The sequence below is a fragment of the Roseburia inulinivorans DSM 16841 genome, from assembly GCF_000174195.1.
Classification (GTDB): domain Bacteria; phylum Bacillota; class Clostridia; order Lachnospirales; family Lachnospiraceae; genus Roseburia; species Roseburia inulinivorans.
Window position 1 is genome coordinate 1 of record NZ_ACFY01000168.1, and the last position, 21,998, is coordinate 21,998.

The following is a 21,998-nucleotide window of genomic DNA, read 5'->3' on the forward strand; positions in this document are numbered from 1 at the left end:
TTATTTCCACCTCTATGCGATAAAACATTTCATCTGACAACTTATGAACATGGACGGTTTTAATCACAATTACACATCTTCAATTCCAATTCTTCTGTTTCTAAGCTCTCCATCAATTTGAAAGCCCAGCTTTTTCAATAAATTTCCAGAAGCCATATTACTTATATTATATTTTGCTTCAAGCATATAAGTGAAACTCTGGTTAAAGCTGTTTTAGTTTTGCGAGTTCTTTCTGAAGACGAAGTAATTCTGCATCCTTTTCAGCTAGCAGTTTTTGATTTTCAGCGATTGTATTATCCTGTTCAATAATCGTATCTTCCAGCTGTTTAATTTTAGCATTTTTATTTCGCTCCCAAAACTCCGCATCTGCACGTGCTCTCGCCTGCTGCCGGATGATTTCATCAGCATTGACAGTGTAAAGATCATTGGAAGCCTGCAATAAATCTGGGTTGTTCTTTGCAATCATTCTGAGTTCCTCCCATGTCTTAGCTTTAAAAAGTTTCGCCCAGCGGTCAATCTCATAGTTTTGATCCTCGGCTGTGGCAAGGTCTATCCGAGTTAAGTCTAACACATGGATGGAAAATTTACTACTGTAAAGATGCCCTGTTTTTTATTTCGAAGTTCATAAGTAGCGAAAAATTCGGGCTGATCTTCAAATAATGTAAAGTTTAAGAATCCAATACTGTGAACCGGAAGCACTTCTTTGTATTCTTCCCCGGAATTGAGCTGGTCAAAGCTTCTTGCTGCGTAGCTGATGGAACGTTCTGACCAGTTGTATTCGTTAGACATCTGCATTTCAAGGTCGATAAGCTGTTCATTATTCAGATTGACGCGGATATCCAGAATAAAATCTTTGTCTGAAATCGCAGCACCAAGCTCGATTGGGTTTGTGATGGCTACATCGTGAATACTTTCTTTTTTTAGGTGTAGCAAAGCTGCAATCAATGCTTTCAGCACCTGCTTGTCCTTCTGTAAAATAGCACGAAACATATAGTCATTTGTAAATGGATAGTCAATACTGCCGGTTGCAGTTTCAAAAGATAGATTTGTGTGTAAGGTCATGTGTCCTACTTCGTAGATATGTGGTTATGATGGTTGAAAAATGAGGCGATATGCCAGATTTTTTCGAATGTATAAACACAGATAAGATAAAAGATGCAGTCATTGAATGACTGCAATACATCTGCGATGGATTAAGAATAGCATTTATAAAGTAAAATGTATATGAGATCTGCTGATATTTTATAAAACTTTTAGAAAGAGAGTATAACCGGAGTTTAACTACCAATAGTATTTTTCTGTCTCATCTGTCTCACAGATATGTACCTTTGAGTAACAATATACCAGCTTTCCATGTCTATCAAATAGGCAAACTGTATTTCTAGGCTTAGGCTCATGCTTTTCCAACAGTGTTATCGCTATTGCCATATTCAGTTTTAAAGAAATCTCCGAAAATTGCTTTACATACTTACTGTTTAATGAAATGGAGTTTTGCTCCAACCATTCTTTATTGTGAGGAAAAGTATATCCGCTACTCCACATTTCTGGAAATAACGCTATATCTGCGCCATTTGCTTTTGCTTCACGACATGCTTTTATTCCCTTTTCAAGATTATCTTCTAAGTTTCCCTCAGAAACCAATTGTAAAAATGCTATCTTCAATTTCATATATTCTGCTCCATATATATAAATTTGAGCATACTGCAGACAACTTCAAGTTCATTATCTTCATTAATACCATCATTCTACCATAATTACACTTATAATCCTACTTCATTCCATTAAAAATGTTCATAAATGCTTGAAATTTCAAGGTTTATCGGTTGCACAATGATTGAAAATGAAAAGAATATGACAAGAAAATAACAAATTGATTTGGTAAAAATAGACAAAAAACAAGCATATTTATTATAAATCATGCACATTGACACAAAAACAACCGCGTACTATACTTAAACCATCGAACAACCGATTGCGCAAAAAGCGGAACGCAATAAAACACAAAAGCGAAACGCAACAAAACGCAAAACAGATGGCAATACAAAATGCGAAACAAAAGAAGTATTGCGCAAATGCACAAAAGTCGGTAAAATGGTTCGGAAACGCAAAAATGCGGGAAGAAAAAAGGGAGGAAATTTTCGATGAAGAAAAAAGTATTAAGCGTATTACTTGCAACAAGCATGGTTGTTTCCTTAGCAGCATGCGGAAGCAAAGAAGAGACAACAGACAATGCAGCAGGCGGCAGCACAGCAGCTGCTACAGAGACAGCAGATGCAGCTGATACAACATCAGCAGATGATGCAATCGCAAACCTGATCGCTGCAACAGAAGGAACTGTAGACATTCAGCTCTGGTGCTCAGAACTTGAGTCTTACCAGACAGTTATGAAAGAACTGACAGATAAATTCCAGGAGCAGTACTCAGATGTAGATTTCAACATTACGATCGGTGCAGTATCTGAGCAGGAGGCGAAGGATAAGGTCTTAGAAGATATCGATGCAGCAGCAGACGTATTCGTGTTCGCAGATGATCAGGTAAATGATCTTGTAAATGCAGGAGCACTTCAGGAAGTGGCAGCTACTTATACATATGATCCGGCAGAGACAAACTCTGAGTCAACTGTAGCAGCAGCTACAAAAGACGGAAAACTTTATGCTTATCCATTAACAGCTTCCAACGGATACTTCTTATACTATGATTCAAACATTTTCTCAGAGGAAGATGTAGCTTCCTGGGAAGCTCTTGAAGCAAAAGCTGAAGAAGCCGGAACAAAAGTCGGTATGAACATCGCAGACGGCTGGTATGTATATGGATTCTTCGCAGGAGCAGGATGTACCCTTTCCATGAATGAAGACAACTCCAATGAGTGTGACTGGAACAATGAGACAGGTCTTGCAGTAGCAGAGAGCATTGAGAATATTGCTTCTTCCCCTGCATTCGTAAACGTAGCAGATCAGGATGCGATCACAATGCTGACAGATGGAACACTTGGAGCATACGTTTCCGGTACATGGAATGCAACTTCTTTCCAGGATCAGTATGGTGATGGATATGCTGCCTGCAAACTTCCTACCTTTGATGTCAATGGAACAGCTACACAGATGGGATCTTATGCAGGATACAAATTCGTAGGTGTTAACTCTCATGCAAAAAATGTTGGCTGGTCAATGCTTCTTGCTGAGTACTTAACAAACGAAGAGAGCCAGTTAGAGATCGGCCTTGCAACAGCTGAAGGTCCTGCTAACCTGGCAGCAGCTTCCCAGATCGATTCCCCGGCACTTGCAGCACTTGCAGCACAGTCAGCATACGCTGATCAGCAGCTTGTAGGAAGCAACTACTGGGATCCGGCAAAAGCACTTGGACAGAACCTTGTTGACGGAGCTGCTGATCTTCAGAAAGTACTTGACGATGCAGTAGCTGGTATTACACAGCCGGTAGCTGAATAATCCACATTCGGTCATACGTATAGCATAGAATGTCCGCTGGGCGTACTTTCTATCTATCATGAATCTGAATTCCACATGCTCTGCATTGGGCAGGGTATGTGGAATTTTTAAAAAGAGAAACATTTTTGTCCTGTGACAAAAGTACTCATTCACGCAAGGGAGTGAATCTATGAAAACATTTTTAAATGCAGTCAAAAAGTACTTTGCCGACTTTGGAAGAGCTGTGGCAAAGGGGGATATCTGGTGTAAACTCTCGCTGATCATTCTGGGAGCCGGATATTTTGGACGGAAACAGATTATAAAGGGTATTTTAATGACAGCTCTCGAAGTGATTTTTTTCCTGTTTACCGGTCTTTTTTCTATCAATTATATTAAGGATCTGAATACGCTTGGTACGGTACAGTATGAGGCAGTGTTTGATCCGCTGACTATGAAAAATACTGTTAACGATTACGACAACTCATTACTCATCCTTCTTTACGGAATCGTGGGAATCCTCGTGATCTTAGCATTCATACTTTTATATATAAGCAACATGAAGGCTGTTTACCGCCTTCAGCTTATGAAGGAAGAGGGAGAGCACATCAATACATTTGGTGAGGATGTCAAATCTCTTTTCAACGGTAAGTTTTATATCACATTGCTTACCCTGCCAAGTATCGGCGTTATCATGATGAATATCATACCGATCATTTTCATGTCCTGTGTGGCATTTACCAATTATGATATGGATCATATGCCGCCAAACTATCTGTTTACATGGGTGGGACTCAGGAATTTTAAAAATATGTTTACAGGCGGAACGACCATCACATTCTCCTATGCATTCGTGAGGATTCTTGCATGGACGATGATCTGGGCAGTAACAGCAACTTTTACAACCTTTATCGGTGGTATTCTTCTTGCAAAACTGATCAATCATGAGAATACATATTTCAAAAAAATGTGGCGTTCACTTTTTGTAGTGACCATCGCGATCCCACAGTTCGTAACCTTGCTGTTAGTCAGCAAAATGTTTGCAGATCACGGTATTGTGAACACCTGGTGTTCCAACATTGGTCTGACCGGATTTTTGAAGGATATTGGTCTTGTTTCAGGAAATTTTATTCCGTTCCTCTCAAAACCGGGCTGGTCCCACGTGATGATCATCCTTATCAACATCTGGGTCGGTGTTCCATATCAGATGCTTTCTGCAACCGGTATCCTGATGAATATTCCGACGGATCAGCTGGAGAGTGCACGAATCGATGGAGCCAATAAATGGCAGATTTTCTGGAAGATCACCATGCCGTATGTATTGTTTATCTGCGGACCGTCTCTGATACAGAGTGTGATCGCCAACATCAACAACTTCAACGTTATTTATCTGCTGACAAGTTCTACAGCTACGGCAAATATGGCGTTTGCAAACTCCAATGCCAAGGAGACAGACCTTCTTATCACATGGCTGTTTACTTTGACAAATGATAACTCAAACTACAAGATGGCATCGGTGATCGGTATTATTTCGTTTGTAATCTGCGCACTTCTGACACTGCTTAGCTACACCAGAATGATCAGTGGTGACAAAGAGGAGGTGTACCAATAATGAAAAAGAAAACATGGAATATCATAATCAGACATGTGCTACTTGCACTGCTCGCATTCATCTGGCTCATCCCGATCGTCTGGCTGGTTGTGACATCGTTGTCCGCAACAAAGGGCGTAAGTTATCAGCATTTCTTTCCGACAAACTGGACGCTGGCAAATTTCCACCAGCTGTTCTTTGAGACGGATACTGCTGCAAACTTCCCGGCATGGTTTAAAAATACCTTTATCGTGGCACTGTTTACCTGCATTATCTCTTCCTGCTTTGTATTGATGGTTTCTTATGCATTCAGTTGTATGAGATTTAAAGGAAGAAAACAGTTGATGAGCTTTTCCATCATCCTTGGAATGTTCCCTGGTGTACTTTCCATGATCGCAGTTTACTTTGTGTTGAAAATGATCGGACTCACCGATTCCCTGGCTGGTTTGATCATCGTTTACTCCGCTGGTTCCGGACTCGGATTCCTTGTGTTAAAAGGATTCTTTGATACAATTCCGGTTTCCTTAAGGGAGGCAGCGCGTCTCGAGGGTGCATCCGAGGCAACTATTTTTACGAAAATTATTATTCCTTTGTCAAAACCAATGATCGTGTATACCATCATTAACGCTTTCTTAAGTCCATGGATGGATTTTGTAATGGCACGTATCATGATCAAGTCCAAGGAATCTGCAGACTGGACGGTAGCGATCGGACTTTACAACCTCTTACAGAAGACATTGATCGGGGATTACTTCGCAATCTTCTGTGCGGGCGGTGTGATGATCGCAATTCCTATTTCGATTCTTTTCGTAGTAATGCAGAAGTTCTACGTTGAAGGTGTGACAGGTGGAGCAGTTAAGGGTTGATATAAAAAGGCAATTGCGAAACTCATAAAAACTAAATTGGATTGTGAACAATTGAAAGAAGATTATGAGGAGTTTCGTAATCGTCTAATCATATAAAATTTTGAGGAGACATGAAAAAATGGATAAATTTGTATTGAATCTTATTCATCGTCCGGAGATGGTTCCAGAGTATTCTGCAACCGTGACAGGACAGGGCAAAGAGGAGGATATCGGAGATAAAGCACTGCTGACAGAATCTCTGGATATTTTCAAGACACAGCAGAGACTGGCACATGAGAATGGATTAAAAGTAACCATTCAGATGACATATGCATCTCTTTTCAATGATGAAGCTGTAGAGATCGCAAAACATGACCATGAAGTATATGGTGATGAGATTGCATTATCACTGCTTGGCTTACCATGTGAGGAGTTCCGTGAAAAATACAAGACAAAAGATTTCTGTATCTGGATGTTCTCTATGGAAGACAAAAAAGCGATCGTAAACGACGTATTTGAAAAATTCCATGACAGATTCGGTTTCTATCCGGAATCAACAGGTTCCTACTATATGGATGCTGATCTGACAAACTATATCAAAGCAACTTATCCAACGGTAAAATGTGCCGTTGCAACCTGTTGGGAGGAAGGACCAAAAGCATATCATACCTGCAACAACTCCTGGTATACCTTATTTGATGGAGGTCCATGGGCACCATGGATCCCATCCAGACAGAACACACATGCACCGGCAGCAAACAAGGAGGAGGACAGTGGTATTGTAGCGATCCCACATCTCTCCCGTGACCTGATCGCATGTTACGATGGAAATGGTTCCAACTTCGGAACACATCCACAGAACGTACTCCGTGGAATGATCTATGATACCAAGACATGGGAGTATCCATATTTGTATAACTTAATTGACCAGTATCGTTCTCTGGAAAAATACAACAACGGATATTCCTACAACATGATGTTCGTTGGACCGGGCTGGATGAACAAGATGGGACGCTGGGAGCAGCCATATGAACTTCTTTACAAATCTTACAGCGACGGATGTGCTTACTATGGCAAGCTGAAAAAAGAAGGACAGCTTATCGATATGACGATGTCTGAGTTTGCAGACTACTATCGTGAGAAAAAAGGTGTCAACGATAACAATTACAACGAACCGGAATGTGCGCTCTGGAGAGATATTTTATATGGTTCTGACAAACAGTTATTCTGGTATTGCGATCCATATATGAGAGCATGTGTGAACATGGATCAGGGCGGTGCGATCGTAGATCTTCGTCCTTACGCAGCAAAATTGGAGTGGCCGGTTGGTATCGGTACAAAACATGTGCAGGATGCCTCTTATCCATTCTTAATCCAGGAGAAATACCGTGCAGGATACTTCACACATTATGCCGGAGAAGGAACCGTAAGAAGTGCAAAACTTTCTTACAAAGGAGAGGAAGTGGATCTCTGCCTCTGCCCGACACACGCACACTTCTCACAGGAAGGAAAGACAAGAATCCTTACCTTAGATCCTGTGACAATCGAGTTTAGGGATTTAACCGTAAAACTTCAGACAAAAGAGTACTTCGAAGAAGGATCCTCAAACATTAAGATTGAGAGAAATATCTTAGAGATGAGTGATCCAACTGCAGAAGTGACATTAAATGAGTACATGGTTGCATGCTATGGTACAACAGAGTATTCCGAGGATATGTCAAACATCACCTTAAAGATTGACGGACCGGAAGAAAAAGAAATCCACTATGCATACAAATGCCGCGAGGAAGGTGTTGTCGGAGCAAAAGAGGTTTCCGCAGTCATTCCTGAAATCGAGACACGTGTATCCATGACAGCTTCTGATGAAACAGCAGAAGGATATGTAAAAGAAGGATATGCATTCTCACCAATGTTTACATTGGGATACAGAAAAACAATCTCAGATAAGGAGGTATTTGCAACATGGCTCAACTTGGCAAAGGCAAATTAAATTACAGATGCCCATCCTGCTTTTTAAGAGATCTGGACATTGATATGTTTTATAATAAAGAAACAGGAATTTACAGCTGCATCCGCTGTCAGTACAGAGGAACAGAGGAGGACGTTTTGGAGAAAAACGAGATGATCCGTTTCCGTTATAAAGCAATGCACGATAGAATTACAAAATTTGATTTTGATTAAACCGAAGGAGGCTGTCTTGAATTTTTGAGGCAGCCTTTTTCAAAAAGAGGTAACAGCCATGGGGAAAAGAAAAAGACACGATGGAGCTTCGGTTTTACGAGGTGCCACAAAATGAATATGTTCTTGCACTTTTAGGAGACAGTTGGATTCGTGACTATGGTCATGATGAGAGTAATCTTCATTTTCATAATCTCATGGAGATCGGTTATTGCAAACATGGCACAGGGGAATTGATCTTAAACGAGGAGTCAAAACCTTATGAACCGGCAATGGTAAGCATTATCCCACAGAATTATCCGCATGTGACCATCAGTGATTCGGACAGCGGGCCAAGCTTTTGGGAGTATCTGTTTTTTGATCCGATGGTCATGATCCAGGAATTGTATCCGGATAATCCGGTCGTACAGAAAAAGATTTTGCAGATGGTCAACCAGAAGGCACTATTTTTTCATGAGTGGGAAAATCCGGGTGTTTCCGTGCTGGTCAAAATGATCATGGATGAGATGCGGCAGAAGAAAAAACGATTTCATGAATGTGTCCGGGGACTTATGATCACATTGTTTGCAGAACTTTTACGGATGTGCGAAAATGATGTTGCGGAGGATGAGATCCGGAAAAAGACAGGTGTGTCACAGATCACACCGGCTTTGGAATATGTCCGCAATGAATATGCCAATAACATCCGTGTGGAGGAGCTGGCGAAGGCGAGCCACATGAGTGAGACACATTTCCGCAGGGTGTTTGAGTCCTACATGAATATGTCTCCGATGGATTACATCAATCTGATGCGGGTACAGAAAGCCTGTGACATTATGAAAAAGACGAATGACTCCATGGATGTTGTTGCACAGAAGGTTGGATTTACTACGACTTCCACGTTCAACCGGAATTTCAAAAAATATTTAAATACATCGCCGTATCAGTGGAAGATCAGCCCGGAAAATTACGAGAGAAAGCTGTTGAATTATAATATTTCTGCACTGAAAGGCTGGTAAGGCATAAGGAGACATTTCTATGGGATTTGATGTAAAAAAGATTCATGATCCGAAGTTTTTCAAAGAAAACTGCATGGCGGCACATTCTGACCATGTTACATATAAAAATGAAGCGGAGGCAGTGGAACAAAACAGCAGTTTCAGACTGTCCTTAGATGGGATCTGGAAGTTTCATTATGCAAAAAATGATGCGCAGACGATTCCGGGTTTTGAGGCGGAGGACTACAATTGCAGACCGTGGGACGACATCCGTGTGCCGGCGCATATCCAGATGGAGGGGTATGATATTCCACAGTATGCCAATATCCAGTATCCGTGGGATGGAAGAGAGGATGTGTGGCGTGACGCAGTGCCGACAGACTTTAACCCGGTGGCAAGTTATGTGAAATATTTCACATTGCCGGAAGGATTTGTAAAAAATGGGCTATACATCTCGTTTCAGGGTGTGGAGAGCGGTTTTGCGCTCTGGCTGAACGGAAGTTATGTCGGTTACAGTGAGGACAGCTTTACGCCGTCGGAGTTTGATCTGACACCTTATGTGAAAGAGGGCGAAAACAAACTGGCGTTGAAGGTATTCAAGTGGACTTCCTCAAGCTGGTGCGAAGATCAGGATTTCTACCGGTTCTCCGGTATTTTCCGTTCCGTTTATTTATATACCATGCCGAAGGTGCATGTGTATGACCTGAAAGTGCAGCCGGTTGTTGCGGAATCGTTGGAGAGTGCCGATCTGGTGCTGGATATGGAGATTTGTGGAAAAGTAGAAACTGTTGAAAAATCCGCAGATGATGCCAAAATGCAGAATGTATCTGCCAAAATCACGCTCACAGGAAGCAGGGATGATTCAAAAGAGGGAGCTGCCGGAAGTGTTTCAGAAAACACAATTTTTTCCGAGACAATCAGCTTTCAGCCCAATAATACTTCAGATACGATCCGTTTCACAGATACAGGTGCAGCGACAGTTCACTTCGAACAGGAAGTGAACCATCCAAATCTTTGGAGTGCGGAACATCCGGAACTCTATACGCTTACGGTTGAGCTTCTGGATGAGAGTGGAAACTGTGTTGAATATATTTCACAGAACATCGGATTCCGCCGTTTTGAGATGAAAGATGGCATCATGACTTTAAACGGAAAACGTATTGTCTTTAAGGGCGTGAACCGTCATGAATTCAGCTCAAAAACAGGACGTGCCGTTTCTAAAGAAGAAGTTTTGCAGGATATTATCACGATGAAGCAGAACAATATCAATGCGATCCGCACTTGTCATTACCCGGATGCCTCCGGCATCTATGAGCTGTGCGACCGGTATGGACTTTACATGATCGCGGAGAACAATCTGGAATCCCACGGTTCGTGGGATGCGGCAAGTCACGGACTTGTGCCGAAGGATACCATCGTTCCGGGCGATAATATGGACTGGGAGCCGATGATGTTAGACCGCGTGAACTCCTGCTATCAGAGGGATAAAAACCATCCGGCGATCCTGATCTGGTCAGTGGGAAATGAATCCTACGGCGGAAAAGTCATTTTTGACATGTCCGAAAAATTCCGTGCAGTAGATCCGCACCGTCTTGTACATTATGAGGGAATTTTCAATGACCGCAGATATGAAGGCACGAGCGACATGGAAAGCCAGATGTACACCAGCGTGGAAAATATTAAGAAGTTTCTGGCAGAGCATAAGGAAAAACCATTTATCTGCTGTGAGTACACCCATGCGATGGGAAATTCCTGCGGGGCGATGCATAAATACACAGACCTTACTGATACCGAACCAAGATATCAGGGCGGTTTTATCTGGGATTATATCGACCAGTCGATTTTGAAAAAAGACCGCTACGGACAGGAATTCCAGGCATACGGCGGGGACTGCGGCGAGCGTCCGACTGACTATAATTTCAGCGGAAATGGAATCTGTTATGGCGGTGAGCGTGATGCTTCTCCAAAAATGCAGGAAGTCAAATTCAATTATCAGAATATCAGCGTGGCTTTTGAGGAGCACTCTTTTACGGTTGTAAATAAAAATCTGTTTGCAGATACGAGCGAATATCAATGTATTGTAATTTTACAGAAAAATGGAACAGTAGTGAAAAAACAGAAAATGGATACAAATGTTGCACCACTTTCGTCCGGCTCTTATGAGATCCCGTTTGTGATCCCGGAGGATGCGGAGTACGCAGTGACGGTTTCATTTGTACTGAGAGAAGACACGTTCTGGGCGAAAGCCGGACATGAAGTGGCGTTTGGTCAGAAGGTTTACAAAAAAGAAGTGAAGTTTGCCGTACCGGAAAAACCATTGCAGGTAGTCCGCGGAAAAGTGAATATTGGCGTGAAAGGCGATGACTTTGACTGTCTGTTTTCCCTGCTGAACGGCGGATTGGTTTCCTACCGCTATGCGGGAAAAGAGATGATCGAAAAAATCCCGATGCCAAACTTCTGGAGAGCGCCGGTGGACAATGACAACGGCAGCATGGCGCCGGGACGCTACGCACAGTGGAAGATCGCCAGCATGTACATCAGTCACAGAAATGGCGGCATGTTCGACAATGTGCCGACAACCGTGGAAGAGACAGAACACAGCGTGACCATCACATACACCTATTACATGCCGACCACTCCGGCAGCAAAATGTCAGGTTGCATATACCGTATTTGGTGATGGAACCGTCGAGACAAAGCTTACTTATGATCCAGTGGAAGGACTGCCGGATATGCCGGAATTTGGCATGATGTTCAAATTAAATGCCGATTATGACAACGTTGAGTGGTATGGTTATGGACCAGAGGAAACTTATGCAGACCGCAGACATGGGGCAAAACTTGGCATTTACAAAAATAAGGCAGCAGACAATATGGCAAAATACTTAGTTCCGCAGGAGTGCGGCAATAAAGTCGGTGTGCGATATGCAAAAGTGACCGACTATAAAGGAAGAGGACTGTTATTCTCTGGGGACGAGCTGAGTTTCTCTGCACTTCCATATACGCCGCATGAACTGGAAAATGCAGCACATCCGTATGAACTGCCACAGGTACATTATACTGTCGTGCGTGTCGCACTGGCGCAGATGGGTGTCGGCGGTGACGACAGCTGGGGTGCATGGGTACACCCGGAATACCATATTGATGTGACAAAACCACTGGAATTTACATTCCGCTTCCGTGGAATATAAGGCAGGCAATTGAAAGAAGAGGATGAGGAGTTTCGCAATTATCCAGGAATATAAGGGTACAAGAGGAGAGACAAAATGAAATTTGTAAAAGGAATGGATTTATCCACTTTATTGGAATTAGAGAAATGTGGCGCAAGATACTACGTTGACGGAACAGAAATGGATATTCTGGACATTATGAAAAAGTATGATGTCGATACGATCCGTATCCGTCTCTGGAATGATCCGTGGTCGGAAAATGGCGAATCTTATGGCGCAGGAGAGAATGATTTAAAAACAACACTTGCGATCGCAAAGAAAGTGACAGACGCAGGACTGGGTGTGTTATTGAATTTCCATTACAGTGATTTCTGGGCTGATCCGGGAAAACAGATCAAACCAAAAGCATGGAAAGACTATAGCGTGGAACAGTTAGAGCAGGCAGTGTATGATTTTACCGTGGATACCATGAAAGTTTTTAAAGAGAATGGAATTAATACCACGATGGTGCAGGTTGGAAACGAGCTTTCTAACGGTCTGTTATGGCCGGAGGGAAAAGTGCCAAATTACGATAACATTGCAAAATTTGTCAATGCAGGGATCCGAGGTGTCCGTGCAGTGGACAAAGATGTACCGGTCATGCTTCATCTTGACAATGGCGGTAACAATGCGCTTTACCGTGAATGGTTTGACGAGTTTACAAAGCGCGGTGAGGATTTCCAGATCATCGGTTTATCCTACTATCCGTTCTGGCATGGCACATTAGATATGCTCACAGACAATATGAACGATATCGCAGAGCGTTATGGAAAAGACCTGATCGTAGCGGAGGTTTCCATGGGGTATACGATGGAAGATTATAAGGATTACGAAAAACTCTCTGACGAAGAACGCAAAGGCTATGCAACGAAACAGGAACTGGTAGAAAAAATCGAATACCCGATGACGGTTCAGGGACAGTATGATTTTATGGAAGATTTCTTAAACCGTATCAGTCACATCAAAGGAAACAGGGGAAAAGGATTTTTCTACTGGGAGCCTGCATGGATCCCGGTTCCGGGTTCCGGCTGGGCAACCGAGGCATCCTTAAAATATATGAACGATAAAGGACCTTGCGGAAATGAATGGGCGAATCAGGCACTCTTTGATTATCAGGGGAATGCACTGCCAACATGGAATCTGATCCATAAATTTCCATTCAGACAAAATTAAGAATTTCATAAACTTTTGTATCTTGCTTTTCCATAAGGACTTCTATATTCTGAAATTATAGAAAAAACGTCCGCAGAAAGCGGCATTTTATGGGAGGAATGCATATGAACCGAAGTTTATGGAGAAAGGCGGTGGCACTGACACTTACAGCCGCAATGACAGCAGGGCTTACTGCCTGTGGCGGTGGCGGCAACAGCACATCCGCAGACGGAAAGAAGAGATATTTCAAAGCAGATTATCTGAGTGATCTGCCGGACAGTTTTAATGATACGACAAGTAATATACAGTTTAAGGGAGATGTGATGTATTACACTTCCAGCAATGAGGACTACACAAAATCCGGACTGTATTCCTATAATCTGATCACCGGAGAAAATGCACAGCTTTATGAGCAGGCGCAGAGTGACGGCAGCGGAAACAGCAGCTGGGTGTCAGGATATACCGTGGCAGACAGCGGAGAGGTTTACCTGTTTGTGACGAAGAACCAGATGGATGAGTCGAGTGTCACCGAGGATTATTCTGACGCAACACTGGATGATGTGTTAAGTTATATGGCAGACCAGTGGGGATACAGTGCCGAGGATGCAGAAAAGGACTGGAATGATTATTATGCAAAAGATTATACGGATGAGAACGGCAATGTAAACTATGGCAGATTTCTGCTGGCTCAGAATGCGAGATTCATTCAGACCTCTTCCATTCTCAAAGTGGACACATCCGGAAATATTGCGTTTGAACAGGACATGGATCTCGGAGCAAATGCAGAGAATGTAAGCTGTAACGGGATAGCAGTGGATAAGGAGGGAAACCTTTATCTTGCCCTGAATACCTGGTCCAATAATGACAGTGGCAACAGCGTCAGCTCAGATGAATATTTTACACTCGTAATAGGAGAGGACGGCAGCCAGAAGGGCAGGATCCCATCGGATGGATATACATCCAGACTGGTCGGGCTTGCGGACGGAACGGTTGCCTCCATCGGATATGGGGATGCCGGATGTGAGCTGCGGCCGTTAGATGTCGGCGCAATGAAAGAACAGACAGACAAGGCAATTGAAGTCCCTTCCGATACAGTCTCTGTGTTAGATGAGAAGAATCTGCTGGTCACAGAGGGCAGCAGTGTTTATAAGTACAATCTGGATACGAAGGAAAAAGAGGAATTTTTCAGCTGGATGGACTGTAATATTTCCAGCTCCAGCGTGAGCAGCTACGGAGTCCTGTCCGATGGAAGAATCGCAGCTTATCTTCAGAACTGGAACTCCAACGGAAACCAGACGGAGATCGCACTGATCAAAGAAGTGGATGCCAGTGAAGTGGCAGATACCGTAAATCTCACACTCGCCTGCATGTGGACAGGTTCAGACGTGGAGGAGAAGGTGATCGCATTTAACAAGAGTCAGGATAAGTATCATATCACAATGAAGTCTTATGGAGACGGCGCAGAGGAGTACGAGGATGCAGTGAACAGCTTCAACACGGCAGTGACATCGGATTCCAACATTGATCTGGTGCTTTTTAACGATTATTCCCAGGCGATCAATTTTGCATCCAAAGGATTAAATGTGGATCTGTATGGACTGCTGGACAAAGACACGGAACTTTCGAGAGATGATTTCCTTCCAAATGTACTCACTGCATGCGAGTATGATGGAAAACTGGCGATCCTGCCGCAGACCTTTACGTTACAGACGGTGATCGGAAAAGCGGAAGATGTTGGAACGACACCGGGATGGACCGTGTCGGATATGAAGGCGCTGCTCGCATCCAAACCGGAAGGAACACAGCTTTTCTGGGGTATGGACCGGACGTCTGCATTGACAGCACTGATGAGTCTCGGCTATAATGATTTTATCAACTGGGAGGATGCAAGCTGTAATTTTGACAGTCAGGAATTTATAGATGTACTGGATTTTGCAAATATGTTCCCGGAAGAGTTTGAATATAGAGATGATATGGAAGACAGCACGGTTCTGCTGAGTCAGGGAAAACAGCTTTTAGATACTTATTATCTCAGTGATTTTGAGCAGGTACAGATGTACCGTGCGATTTTTGGAGGTCCGACAACATTTATTGGTTATCCGACCAGCGAGGGAAACGGAGCAATGCTGAGTCTGAACAATATTATTGGAATTTCCAATAGCTGTAAGGATGTCGATGGTGCATGGCAGTTTTTAAGGACATTTTATCTGCCAAAGAAGAGCAGCGACGGCGACAGTGATTACACTTATGGATTTTCCATTAGAAAAGACGATTTTGGAAAATATTGTCAGAACGCAATGAAAGCAGACTCTGACGGCGGAAGTACCTGGGGCTGGGGGGAATTCGAAGTTGAGATCCAGCCGGCGACACAGGAGGATGTAGATCAGGTAAAAGATCTTGTATACAATACAACCGCTGTTTCCGGTGCCGTTTCCGATGATATCACCAATATCATCAATGAGGAGGCAGCAGCCTATTTCTCAGGACAGAAGTCCGCAGAGGATGTGGCAAAAATTATCCAGAGCAGAATGCAGGTATATTTAAGTGAGACGAAGTAAGAAAAAGGATTTTAGTAAGGTTATAAAAAAACAGAATAAATCATGGTTTCATAGGCTGGTGTCAGGAGCGTTCCTGGCACCGAGCGTTCTGGGAGTACTGTTGTTTTTTGTACTCCCATTTCTTGTAGTGATCTATTTTTCCTTTGTGAATAATCCGGTGGCAAAAAAGTTTGTGGGACTGACAAATTACATCAATGTCATTCAAAATGGGGCATTCCGGACAGCAGTTGGAAATACACTATTTTTTTCGGTAGTGGCAGTGCCGCTTGCCGTGATCCTTGGCATGGCACTCGCATTTCTGCTAGATGCAGGCATTCCGTTAAAAAGTGAACTGCGGAGTTGTTTTCTGACACCGCTTATGGTGCCGACAGCGTCTATCGTGCTGATCTGGCAGGTGCTTTTTGATTACAATGGTGTTGTGAATGTGGCAGTGCAGAAGTTCGGCGGAGGACAGGTGGACTGGCTGAAATCCTCGGCAGGTCTTTTGGTCATTATTCTGCTGTTTTTATGGAAAAACTTAGGTTACAATATGATCCTCTTTTTGTCTGCAATGGGAAATATCCCAAAGGATATTATCGAGGTGGCAGAGTTGGACGGGGCAAACCGCTGGCAGATCTTCCTGCATGTTAAATTGCGGTATCTGTCACCGACGATCATGTTTGTGACGATACTTTCCATGATCAATTCGTTTAAGGTTTTCCGTGAGATTTATCTTCTGACAGGCGAGTATCCGTACGGTGCACTTTATATGCTGCAGCATTATATGAACAATACGTTTGCTTCGGCAGATTACCAGAAACTTTCCACGGCAGCAATTTATATGTCCTTTGTGATGATCGTCATTATGGGAATTTTATTTTGGGTGGAACATCATTTTGGAAAGGATTTGGAGGAAGAATGAAAAAGAGATCAGAACGAAAAAAATTATGTATCCGCATCTGCCTGACGGTGATCGCAGTGGTTACGGCGCTGATTTTTATCATGCCGATCGTTCTTACCATCAGCAATTCGTTTATGTCGGCAGCGGAGATCACCTCCAACTATGGTTCCATTTTCCAGAAAACGGATACCGGGGGCAAGCAGTACATCTCTCAGACGGTAAACCTCAAATTTATACCGGATATGGTAACTTTCTCACAGTATGCGACCGTGTTATTTAAGAGTCCGGACTATCTGTTGAAGTTTTGGAATTCCGTGATCTTAGTGGTGCCGATCGTGGTATTCCAGCTGGTGGTGGCAGTGCTCGCCGCATATGGCTTCACAAGGACCAGAGGAAAACTTTCCGCAATCGTCTTTTTTGCATATGTGATCTTAATGATGATGCCATATCAGGTTACACTGGTGCCAAATTATCTGGTCTTAAACTGGATGAAGCTTCTGGATACGAACTGGAGTATATGGCTTCCGGGTATTTTTTCACCGTTTAGTGTGTACCTGATCACGAAGTATATGAGACGAATACCAGTGCCGCTCATCGAGGCGGCGAAGATTGACGGAGCCAACGAGTTTCAGGTCTTTACAAAGATATGTATTCCAATCTGTAAGGGTGTGATCACAACCTGTGCGATCCTGGTATTTATGGATTACTGGAATATGGTGGAACAGCCACTGCTGTTTTTTAACGATACAGATAAATACCCACTGTCGATCTTTTTGTCAAAGATCAATGCGCAGGAAGTGGGACTGGCATTTGCAGTGGCGACCTTTTACATGATCCCAAGCCTTTTGATTTTCTTATACGGTGAGGATCAGCTGGTAGAAGGTATCGCTTATCAGGGCGGTGTCAAAGGATAGAAAATGGAGAGTTAAAAAGATGACAGATAGAAAAGATAAAATAAAGAATATCACAATTATATTTTTACTGGTGATGCTGATACTTACCTTTTTTTCCAATACGATCATGAATTATTCGCTTGTGGAAGTCAGCACACAGCAGGTGACAAGCGGTCAGATCACTTCAAAGGTGCGCGGAAGCGGTTCTGTGGAGGCGAGTGAGAGTTATTCCGTCACGATCGAGGAGACAAGGAAGATCGCAACGGTCAACGTGAAAAAGGATGCGGAAGTAGCAACCGGAGATTTACTGTTTACCTTAGAGGATACAGACAGTGATGAGTTAGATGCTGCAAAGAAGAGTTTAAACGAGGCACAGGCAGCCTATGAATCCGCAGTTCTTACAGCAGGGATCACAGTGGCAGAGCGTCAGAGCATTGAGGCCGGAAAGGGATCAAGCCTCACCCAAAAACAAAATGAGATCGCAGCAGCAAATCAGAGAGTGAAGGATGCGCAGGCGGCAGTGGATGCTGCACAGGCAAGTGTCGATAAGATCAAAGCACAGATCGATGCGGTCAGCAACTCAACAGCAGACACGACTGCAGAGGAAAAGGCAGTGTTAGATGCAGAGAAAAAGAACAGTGAGGCGCAGGACAGCCTGACGAGTGCGGAGAGTGCTTATACACCGGTGAAGAGTGCGTATGATACGGCACTGGAAAGTTTACAGAGAGCACAGGCAGATTTAGAAGAAGCAAAAGCAACACGCGATGCTTTAAATGCAAGTTCATCTGCAACAGCAGCAGATAAACAGACAGCGGAAACTGCGGTGGCGACTGCGCAGGTAAAAGTAAATACTGCCGATTCCAACTTTAAGACATGTCAGGCGAACTTAAACAAAGTCCAGGGTTCCTACGATTCTGCAAAGTCCGCAGCAACCGACAGCAAGAATGCTCTGAGCAATGCAAACTACAATCTCTCTGTGAAAAAACTGACTGGTACGAACACAGCAGAAGCAAACAATCTGCAGGCGCAGCTGAACACGGCAACGGTGGCACTGACCGATGCAAACACAGCATTGACCAGCGCAACCAATGATCAGAAAAAAGTGACCGATAAGATCAGTGGAGAGGTGACGATCGCATCTGCCTATAAAACAATGACAGATCTGCAGGAAGAAGTAGCAAAATTACAGGCGAAATCCATCGGAACAGAGATCACATCACCAATATCAGGAACTGTTACTGATATTGCAGTAACAGCAGGAACTACAGTCAACGCCAATGATGTCATGATGACCATTCAGCCGGAAAACAAAGCGTATGTGTTACAGTTCTCTGTGACTGAAAATCAGGCAAAGAAGGTCAGAGTCGGAGATACAGCGGAAATACTGAATAACTGGTACGGAAATGATGTTTCCGCAGTCGTGTCAGCCATCCGCAAAGATCCACAGAACCGCACCAACAGTATTATCATCTGTGAGATGAAAGGGGATGTGTCAGTCGGAGACAGCTATACACTGTCTATCGGGGAGCAGAGCTCCAACTATGACACGATCGTACCGACGAGTGCTATCCGGGAAGATTCCAATGGAAAATTCATTCTGATCATAGAGTCAAAGAGCACACCGCTTGGAAACCGTTACTATGCGAGACGTGTGGATGTGGATGTTATCACATCAGACGATACAAAATCAGCAGTGACCGGAGCTTTGGAAGGTTATGAGTATGTAATCACAACGACTACAAAACCGATCAAGGAAAACGAACAGGTACGTCTTGCATCAGAATAAACAGAAAGGAATGACACATGAAGGTAAAGCAGTACAGAAAAATACTTCTATTAGTGCTGATGATATGTGCTGCCATTCTTTTCGGTTGTGTGGAACGGGCACTCGGCAGACAGCTTTCCACACAGCAGATCGCATCAGAGTGGTCAGCAGAAGACAGTTATGCACAGATTTCCTGCTTTTTTTCCAAAGATGCAGCAGTGACGAAGGACTATGTGATACAGCTGGAACAGAAATTAAAAACTGCATTGCAGGAGGCGTCAGAGGATACATCGGATGTAAACGGAAGAACGCTGGTGGACTGTTACAGCACAAAAGGGGAACTTACCCTTTATTCTGACCGGGCATCCATCACGGCGAGAGCATTCGGTGTTGGAGGAGATTTTTTCACATTTCATCCGCTGAAACTGTTGTCCGGCAGCTATTTTGATGGAGAAGATTTAAACAAAGACGGTGTGGTCATTGATGAAAATGTTGCATGGCAGTTATTTGGTTCCAACAATGTCGCAGGAATGCATGTGGAAATCAACGGAGTACAGTATCCGGTGCGCGGTGTGGTAAAAAGCGATAAGGGATATTTCAGTGATGCGGCGGACGAGGAAGCAGCAACCGTTTATGTCTCTTATGAGATTTTAGAAGGCGGATCAGGCAGCAGTACTGGCGGCATGGACAGCGCAGCAGCCAGCACACCGGCAGCAGGCACGACGGATTCAAAGGGTGGAAGTTACGGACAGGCAGCTGGAACGACGCTTGACAGCTATGAGCTTCTCATCAAAAATCCGGTGCAGAAGTTTGGATTCAATGCATTAAAAGAAGCATTGGGATTGGATGAAAGCAGTTATGAGATCGTTGAAAATTCTTCCCGTTTTGGATTGATGAATCGTTTTACGGTATTAAGAAATTTTGGAATCCGTTCGATGAATACAAAGAATATTGTTTTCCCATATTGGGAAAACCGGGCGAGAGCTTATGAGGATCTTGCAGCGCTGCTGTTGATTCTGGAATTGTTATGTCTGGTCTATCCGGTCATTTTTGCAGCCGGGAAAATATACTGGTTGTGGAAACACAAGACTGAAATCCGACAGAAGCTGGTGCAGTGGATCAAGGTGTTCGTGAAAGAGCTGCGGATCTGGATGAAGCATGTGAAAGCACAAGAACGTCCGGTGAAAAAACAGTGACATTGGAAAAAATAAAGGAGTGGCGGTATTCAGGACAGGATACCGCCTTGATGTATTTATGAAAAGAATTGTTTTGTTGGTTGGCGGTGTGGAAACGCTTGCCTACTTTTCCATACAGATGGGAAATGAATGGAAGCGCATGGGCTATAAGGTGTTCTATTTTGACTTGGAGGATGAGAGGAACAGCGCCAAAAAGCTGCGCAGATTTATCAAACCGGGGGAGACAGTGCTTGTCACGTTTAACTTTGAAGGTCTGGAAAAAGAGGCAGGCGTTTACCGTGAAGGCATTGGCTATGTATGGGATGAATATGCAGTTCCGTGTTACAACATCGCCGTCGATCATCCGTATTATTACCATGAGAGACTTGCTGATCTTCCGGAAAAATATTACCACATCAGCATCGACCGGCTGCATGAGGCTTATTTTAAGCATTTTTTATCCGGAGTTTACGCACCGTGGATTTCTTCCGCTTGCAGGAAGTAAATTGGAAGAATTATGTAAATTAAATACCGGTAAGGAAGATGGAAAACAATCGGTTGAATATCCGGCAGAACGAATCAGGAAGCCTGTTGAGAAAAAATACAATGTCATTATGACAGGAAACTTTACCCCGACGTCTTTCTGTGAACCGTATATCCACTGGATCAATGATGAATATGCAGCCTTTTATCAGGGGATCATCGATGACATCATTGCGCATCCGCATCGCACGGTCGAGGAGGTGGCATTGGAACACTGCGAGCGCGAGATGGGGGAGAATACTTATAAGGATCTCCGCATGGCACTGCACCGCATGATATTTATTGATATCTATGTGCGCAATTACTGGCGCAGGGAGGCGGTAAAAGTGCTGGTGGACGCAGGAATACAGGTGGATGTATTCGGCAAGGGCTGGGATGAACTCACCTGCGGTCACCCGGAAAACATGATCCTGCATCCGCAGACAACCTCAGAGGAGTGTTTAAAAGCAATTGCGGCGTCCAAAATATCATTAAACGTCATGCCATGGTTTAAGGACGGAGCACATGACCGTGTCTTCAATTCAATTTTAAATGGCACTGTCAGCGTGACCGATACGAGCAAATATTTGTGTGAGGAGCTAAAAGAAGGACAGGGCGTCTGCTATTACGATCTTGCACAGATTGATAAATTACCGGAACTTGTGAGAAAACTACTGGCGTACGATGTACGCCGGGAGGAAATCGTAAGAGCCGGAATCCCTGTGGTGGAAGAAAAACATACGTGGATCAGACGTGCACATCAATTGATGGAATGGATCGAGGAAGATGCAGGCGCGGCAGAAAGAAAAGATTGAGAAAAATTCGGGAAGAA

18 protein-coding genes are annotated in these 21,998 nt (G+C 43.6%); 15 read left to right on the forward strand and 3 right to left on the reverse strand.

Translation table 11 applies throughout. The features are described 5' to 3' along the window. Window positions 1-202 precede the first annotated feature (202 nt). The 3 genes from ROSEINA2194_RS18290 to ROSEINA2194_RS18300 all read right to left on the reverse strand — a co-directional run bounded on the left by ROSEINA2194_RS18290 (window position 203) and on the right by ROSEINA2194_RS18300 (window position 1,668). Window positions 203-466, reverse strand: coding sequence for a hypothetical protein (locus ROSEINA2194_RS18290; protein ID WP_044928860.1), 264 nt, complete (start codon window positions 464-466; stop codon window positions 203-205). Window positions 467-564: 98 nt separating this feature from the next. Next, entirely contained in the window at window positions 565-1,062 is a 498-nt protein-coding gene (locus ROSEINA2194_RS18295) for an Rpn family recombination-promoting nuclease/putative transposase (protein WP_007890387.1), read from the reverse strand. A 219-nt stretch (window positions 1,063-1,281) separates the two neighbouring features. Beyond that, window positions 1,282-1,668 (reverse strand): carbon-nitrogen hydrolase family protein, encoded by a 387-nt coding sequence (locus ROSEINA2194_RS18300; protein WP_007890388.1) that lies wholly within the window; start codon window positions 1,666-1,668, stop codon window positions 1,282-1,284. Window positions 1,669-2,141: 473 nt separating this feature from the next. Here ROSEINA2194_RS18300 and ROSEINA2194_RS18305 point away from each other — a divergent pair, with 473 nt between their 5' ends. From ROSEINA2194_RS18305 to ROSEINA2194_RS18370, 15 genes are all read left to right on the forward strand, one after another. Continuing rightward, window positions 2,142-3,446: an extracellular solute-binding protein gene (locus ROSEINA2194_RS18305; RefSeq protein WP_007890389.1), complete on the forward strand. Its 1,305-nt coding sequence runs from the start codon at window positions 2,142-2,144 to the stop codon at window positions 3,444-3,446. 169 nt (window positions 3,447-3,615) lie between these two features. Next, window positions 3,616-5,034: a carbohydrate ABC transporter permease gene (locus ROSEINA2194_RS18310; protein ID WP_007890390.1), complete on the forward strand. Its 1,419-nt coding sequence runs from the start codon at window positions 3,616-3,618 to the stop codon at window positions 5,032-5,034. Continuing rightward, a complete protein-coding gene (locus ROSEINA2194_RS18315) occupies window positions 5,034-5,879 on the forward strand; it encodes a sugar ABC transporter permease (RefSeq protein WP_007890391.1) in 846 nt (281 codons plus the stop codon). Before ROSEINA2194_RS18310 ends, ROSEINA2194_RS18315 begins: the two co-directional genes overlap by 1 nt. A 118-nt stretch (window positions 5,880-5,997) precedes the next feature. Next, on the forward strand, window positions 5,998-7,848 hold the full coding sequence (locus ROSEINA2194_RS18320) for a DUF3863 domain-containing protein (protein WP_007890392.1): 1,851 nt from the start codon (window positions 5,998-6,000) through the stop codon (window positions 7,846-7,848). Further along, entirely contained in the window at window positions 7,821-8,039 is a 219-nt protein-coding gene (locus ROSEINA2194_RS18325) for a hypothetical protein (protein ID WP_006858267.1), read from the forward strand. Before ROSEINA2194_RS18320 ends, ROSEINA2194_RS18325 begins: the two co-directional genes overlap by 28 nt. An 80-nt stretch (window positions 8,040-8,119) precedes the next feature. Then, on the forward strand, window positions 8,120-9,034 hold the full coding sequence (locus ROSEINA2194_RS18330) for an AraC family transcriptional regulator (protein WP_007890393.1): 915 nt from the start codon (window positions 8,120-8,122) through the stop codon (window positions 9,032-9,034). A gap of 19 nt (window positions 9,035-9,053) precedes the next feature. Continuing rightward, on the forward strand, window positions 9,054-12,203 hold the full coding sequence (lacZ, locus tag ROSEINA2194_RS18335; RefSeq protein ID WP_007890394.1) for a beta-galactosidase, LacZ type: 3,150 nt from the start codon (window positions 9,054-9,056) through the stop codon (window positions 12,201-12,203). A gap of 75 nt (window positions 12,204-12,278) precedes the next feature. Continuing rightward, the gene (locus ROSEINA2194_RS18340; protein WP_007890395.1) at window positions 12,279-13,394 is read left to right on the forward strand and encodes a glycoside hydrolase family 53 protein; all 1,116 of its coding nucleotides are present in this window, start codon (window positions 12,279-12,281) and stop codon (window positions 13,392-13,394) included. Window positions 13,395-13,498: 104 nt separating this feature from the next. Further along, complete coding sequence (locus tag ROSEINA2194_RS18345; protein ID WP_044928863.1) at window positions 13,499-15,931, forward strand: SBBP repeat-containing protein; 2,433 nt, start codon at window positions 13,499-13,501, stop codon at window positions 15,929-15,931. Continuing rightward, window positions 15,918-16,832 (forward strand): carbohydrate ABC transporter permease, encoded by a 915-nt coding sequence (locus ROSEINA2194_RS18350; RefSeq protein ID WP_007890397.1) that lies wholly within the window; start codon window positions 15,918-15,920, stop codon window positions 16,830-16,832. Before ROSEINA2194_RS18345 ends, ROSEINA2194_RS18350 begins: the two co-directional genes overlap by 14 nt. After that, complete coding sequence (locus ROSEINA2194_RS18355; RefSeq protein ID WP_007890398.1) at window positions 16,829-17,725, forward strand: carbohydrate ABC transporter permease; 897 nt, start codon at window positions 16,829-16,831, stop codon at window positions 17,723-17,725. The genes ROSEINA2194_RS18350 and ROSEINA2194_RS18355 overlap by 4 nt, the downstream gene beginning before the upstream one ends. Window positions 17,726-17,744: 19 nt before the next feature. Then, window positions 17,745-19,490: an HlyD family efflux transporter periplasmic adaptor subunit gene (locus ROSEINA2194_RS18360; protein WP_044928865.1), complete on the forward strand. Its 1,746-nt coding sequence runs from the start codon at window positions 17,745-17,747 to the stop codon at window positions 19,488-19,490. Between the two features lie 17 nt (window positions 19,491-19,507). Next, the gene (locus tag ROSEINA2194_RS18365; RefSeq protein WP_007890400.1) at window positions 19,508-20,665 is read left to right on the forward strand and encodes an ABC transporter permease; all 1,158 of its coding nucleotides are present in this window, start codon (window positions 19,508-19,510) and stop codon (window positions 20,663-20,665) included. A 19-nt stretch (window positions 20,666-20,684) separates the two neighbouring features. Then, the gene (locus tag ROSEINA2194_RS22405) at window positions 20,685-21,149 is read left to right on the forward strand and encodes a hypothetical protein (RefSeq protein WP_252832753.1); all 465 of its coding nucleotides are present in this window, start codon (window positions 20,685-20,687) and stop codon (window positions 21,147-21,149) included. A gap of 1 nt (window position 21,150) precedes the next feature. Further along, window positions 21,151-21,981 carry a glycosyltransferase family protein gene (locus ROSEINA2194_RS18370; RefSeq protein WP_007890402.1) on the forward strand — a complete coding sequence of 277 codons (831 nt, stop codon included), beginning with the start codon at window positions 21,151-21,153 and terminating at the stop codon, window positions 21,979-21,981. Window positions 21,982-21,998 lie beyond the last annotated feature (17 nt).

Bases quoted from the DNA above. Each gene is read 5' to 3' on its own strand.
- ROSEINA2194_RS18290 (WP_044928860.1), bottom strand. From the start codon at position 466: ATGATTGCAAAGAACAACCCAGATTTATTGCAGGCTTCCAATGATCTT.
- ROSEINA2194_RS18295 (WP_007890387.1), bottom strand. From the start codon at position 1,062: ATGACCTTACACACAAATCTATCTTTTGAAACTGCAACCGGCAGTATT.
- ROSEINA2194_RS18300 (WP_007890388.1), bottom strand. From the start codon at position 1,668: ATGAAATTGAAGATAGCATTTTTACAATTGGTTTCTGAGGGAAACTTA.
- ROSEINA2194_RS18305 (WP_007890389.1), top strand. From the start codon at position 2,142: ATGAAGAAAAAAGTATTAAGCGTATTACTTGCAACAAGCATGGTTGTT.
- ROSEINA2194_RS18310 (WP_007890390.1), top strand. From the start codon at position 3,616: ATGAAAACATTTTTAAATGCAGTCAAAAAGTACTTTGCCGACTTTGGA.
- ROSEINA2194_RS18315 (WP_007890391.1), top strand. From the start codon at position 5,034: ATGAAAAAGAAAACATGGAATATCATAATCAGACATGTGCTACTTGCA.
- ROSEINA2194_RS18320 (WP_007890392.1), top strand. From the start codon at position 5,998: ATGGATAAATTTGTATTGAATCTTATTCATCGTCCGGAGATGGTTCCA.
- ROSEINA2194_RS18325 (WP_006858267.1), top strand. From the start codon at position 7,821: ATGGCTCAACTTGGCAAAGGCAAATTAAATTACAGATGCCCATCCTGC.
- ROSEINA2194_RS18330 (WP_007890393.1), top strand. From the start codon at position 8,120: ATGGAGCTTCGGTTTTACGAGGTGCCACAAAATGAATATGTTCTTGCA.
- lacZ (WP_007890394.1), top strand. From the start codon at position 9,054: ATGGGATTTGATGTAAAAAAGATTCATGATCCGAAGTTTTTCAAAGAA.
- ROSEINA2194_RS18340 (WP_007890395.1), top strand. From the start codon at position 12,279: ATGAAATTTGTAAAAGGAATGGATTTATCCACTTTATTGGAATTAGAG.
- ROSEINA2194_RS18345 (WP_044928863.1), top strand. From the start codon at position 13,499: ATGAACCGAAGTTTATGGAGAAAGGCGGTGGCACTGACACTTACAGCC.
- ROSEINA2194_RS18355 (WP_007890398.1), top strand. From the start codon at position 16,829: ATGAAAAAGAGATCAGAACGAAAAAAATTATGTATCCGCATCTGCCTG.
- ROSEINA2194_RS18360 (WP_044928865.1), top strand. From the start codon at position 17,745: ATGACAGATAGAAAAGATAAAATAAAGAATATCACAATTATATTTTTA.
- ROSEINA2194_RS18365 (WP_007890400.1), top strand. From the start codon at position 19,508: ATGAAGGTAAAGCAGTACAGAAAAATACTTCTATTAGTGCTGATGATA.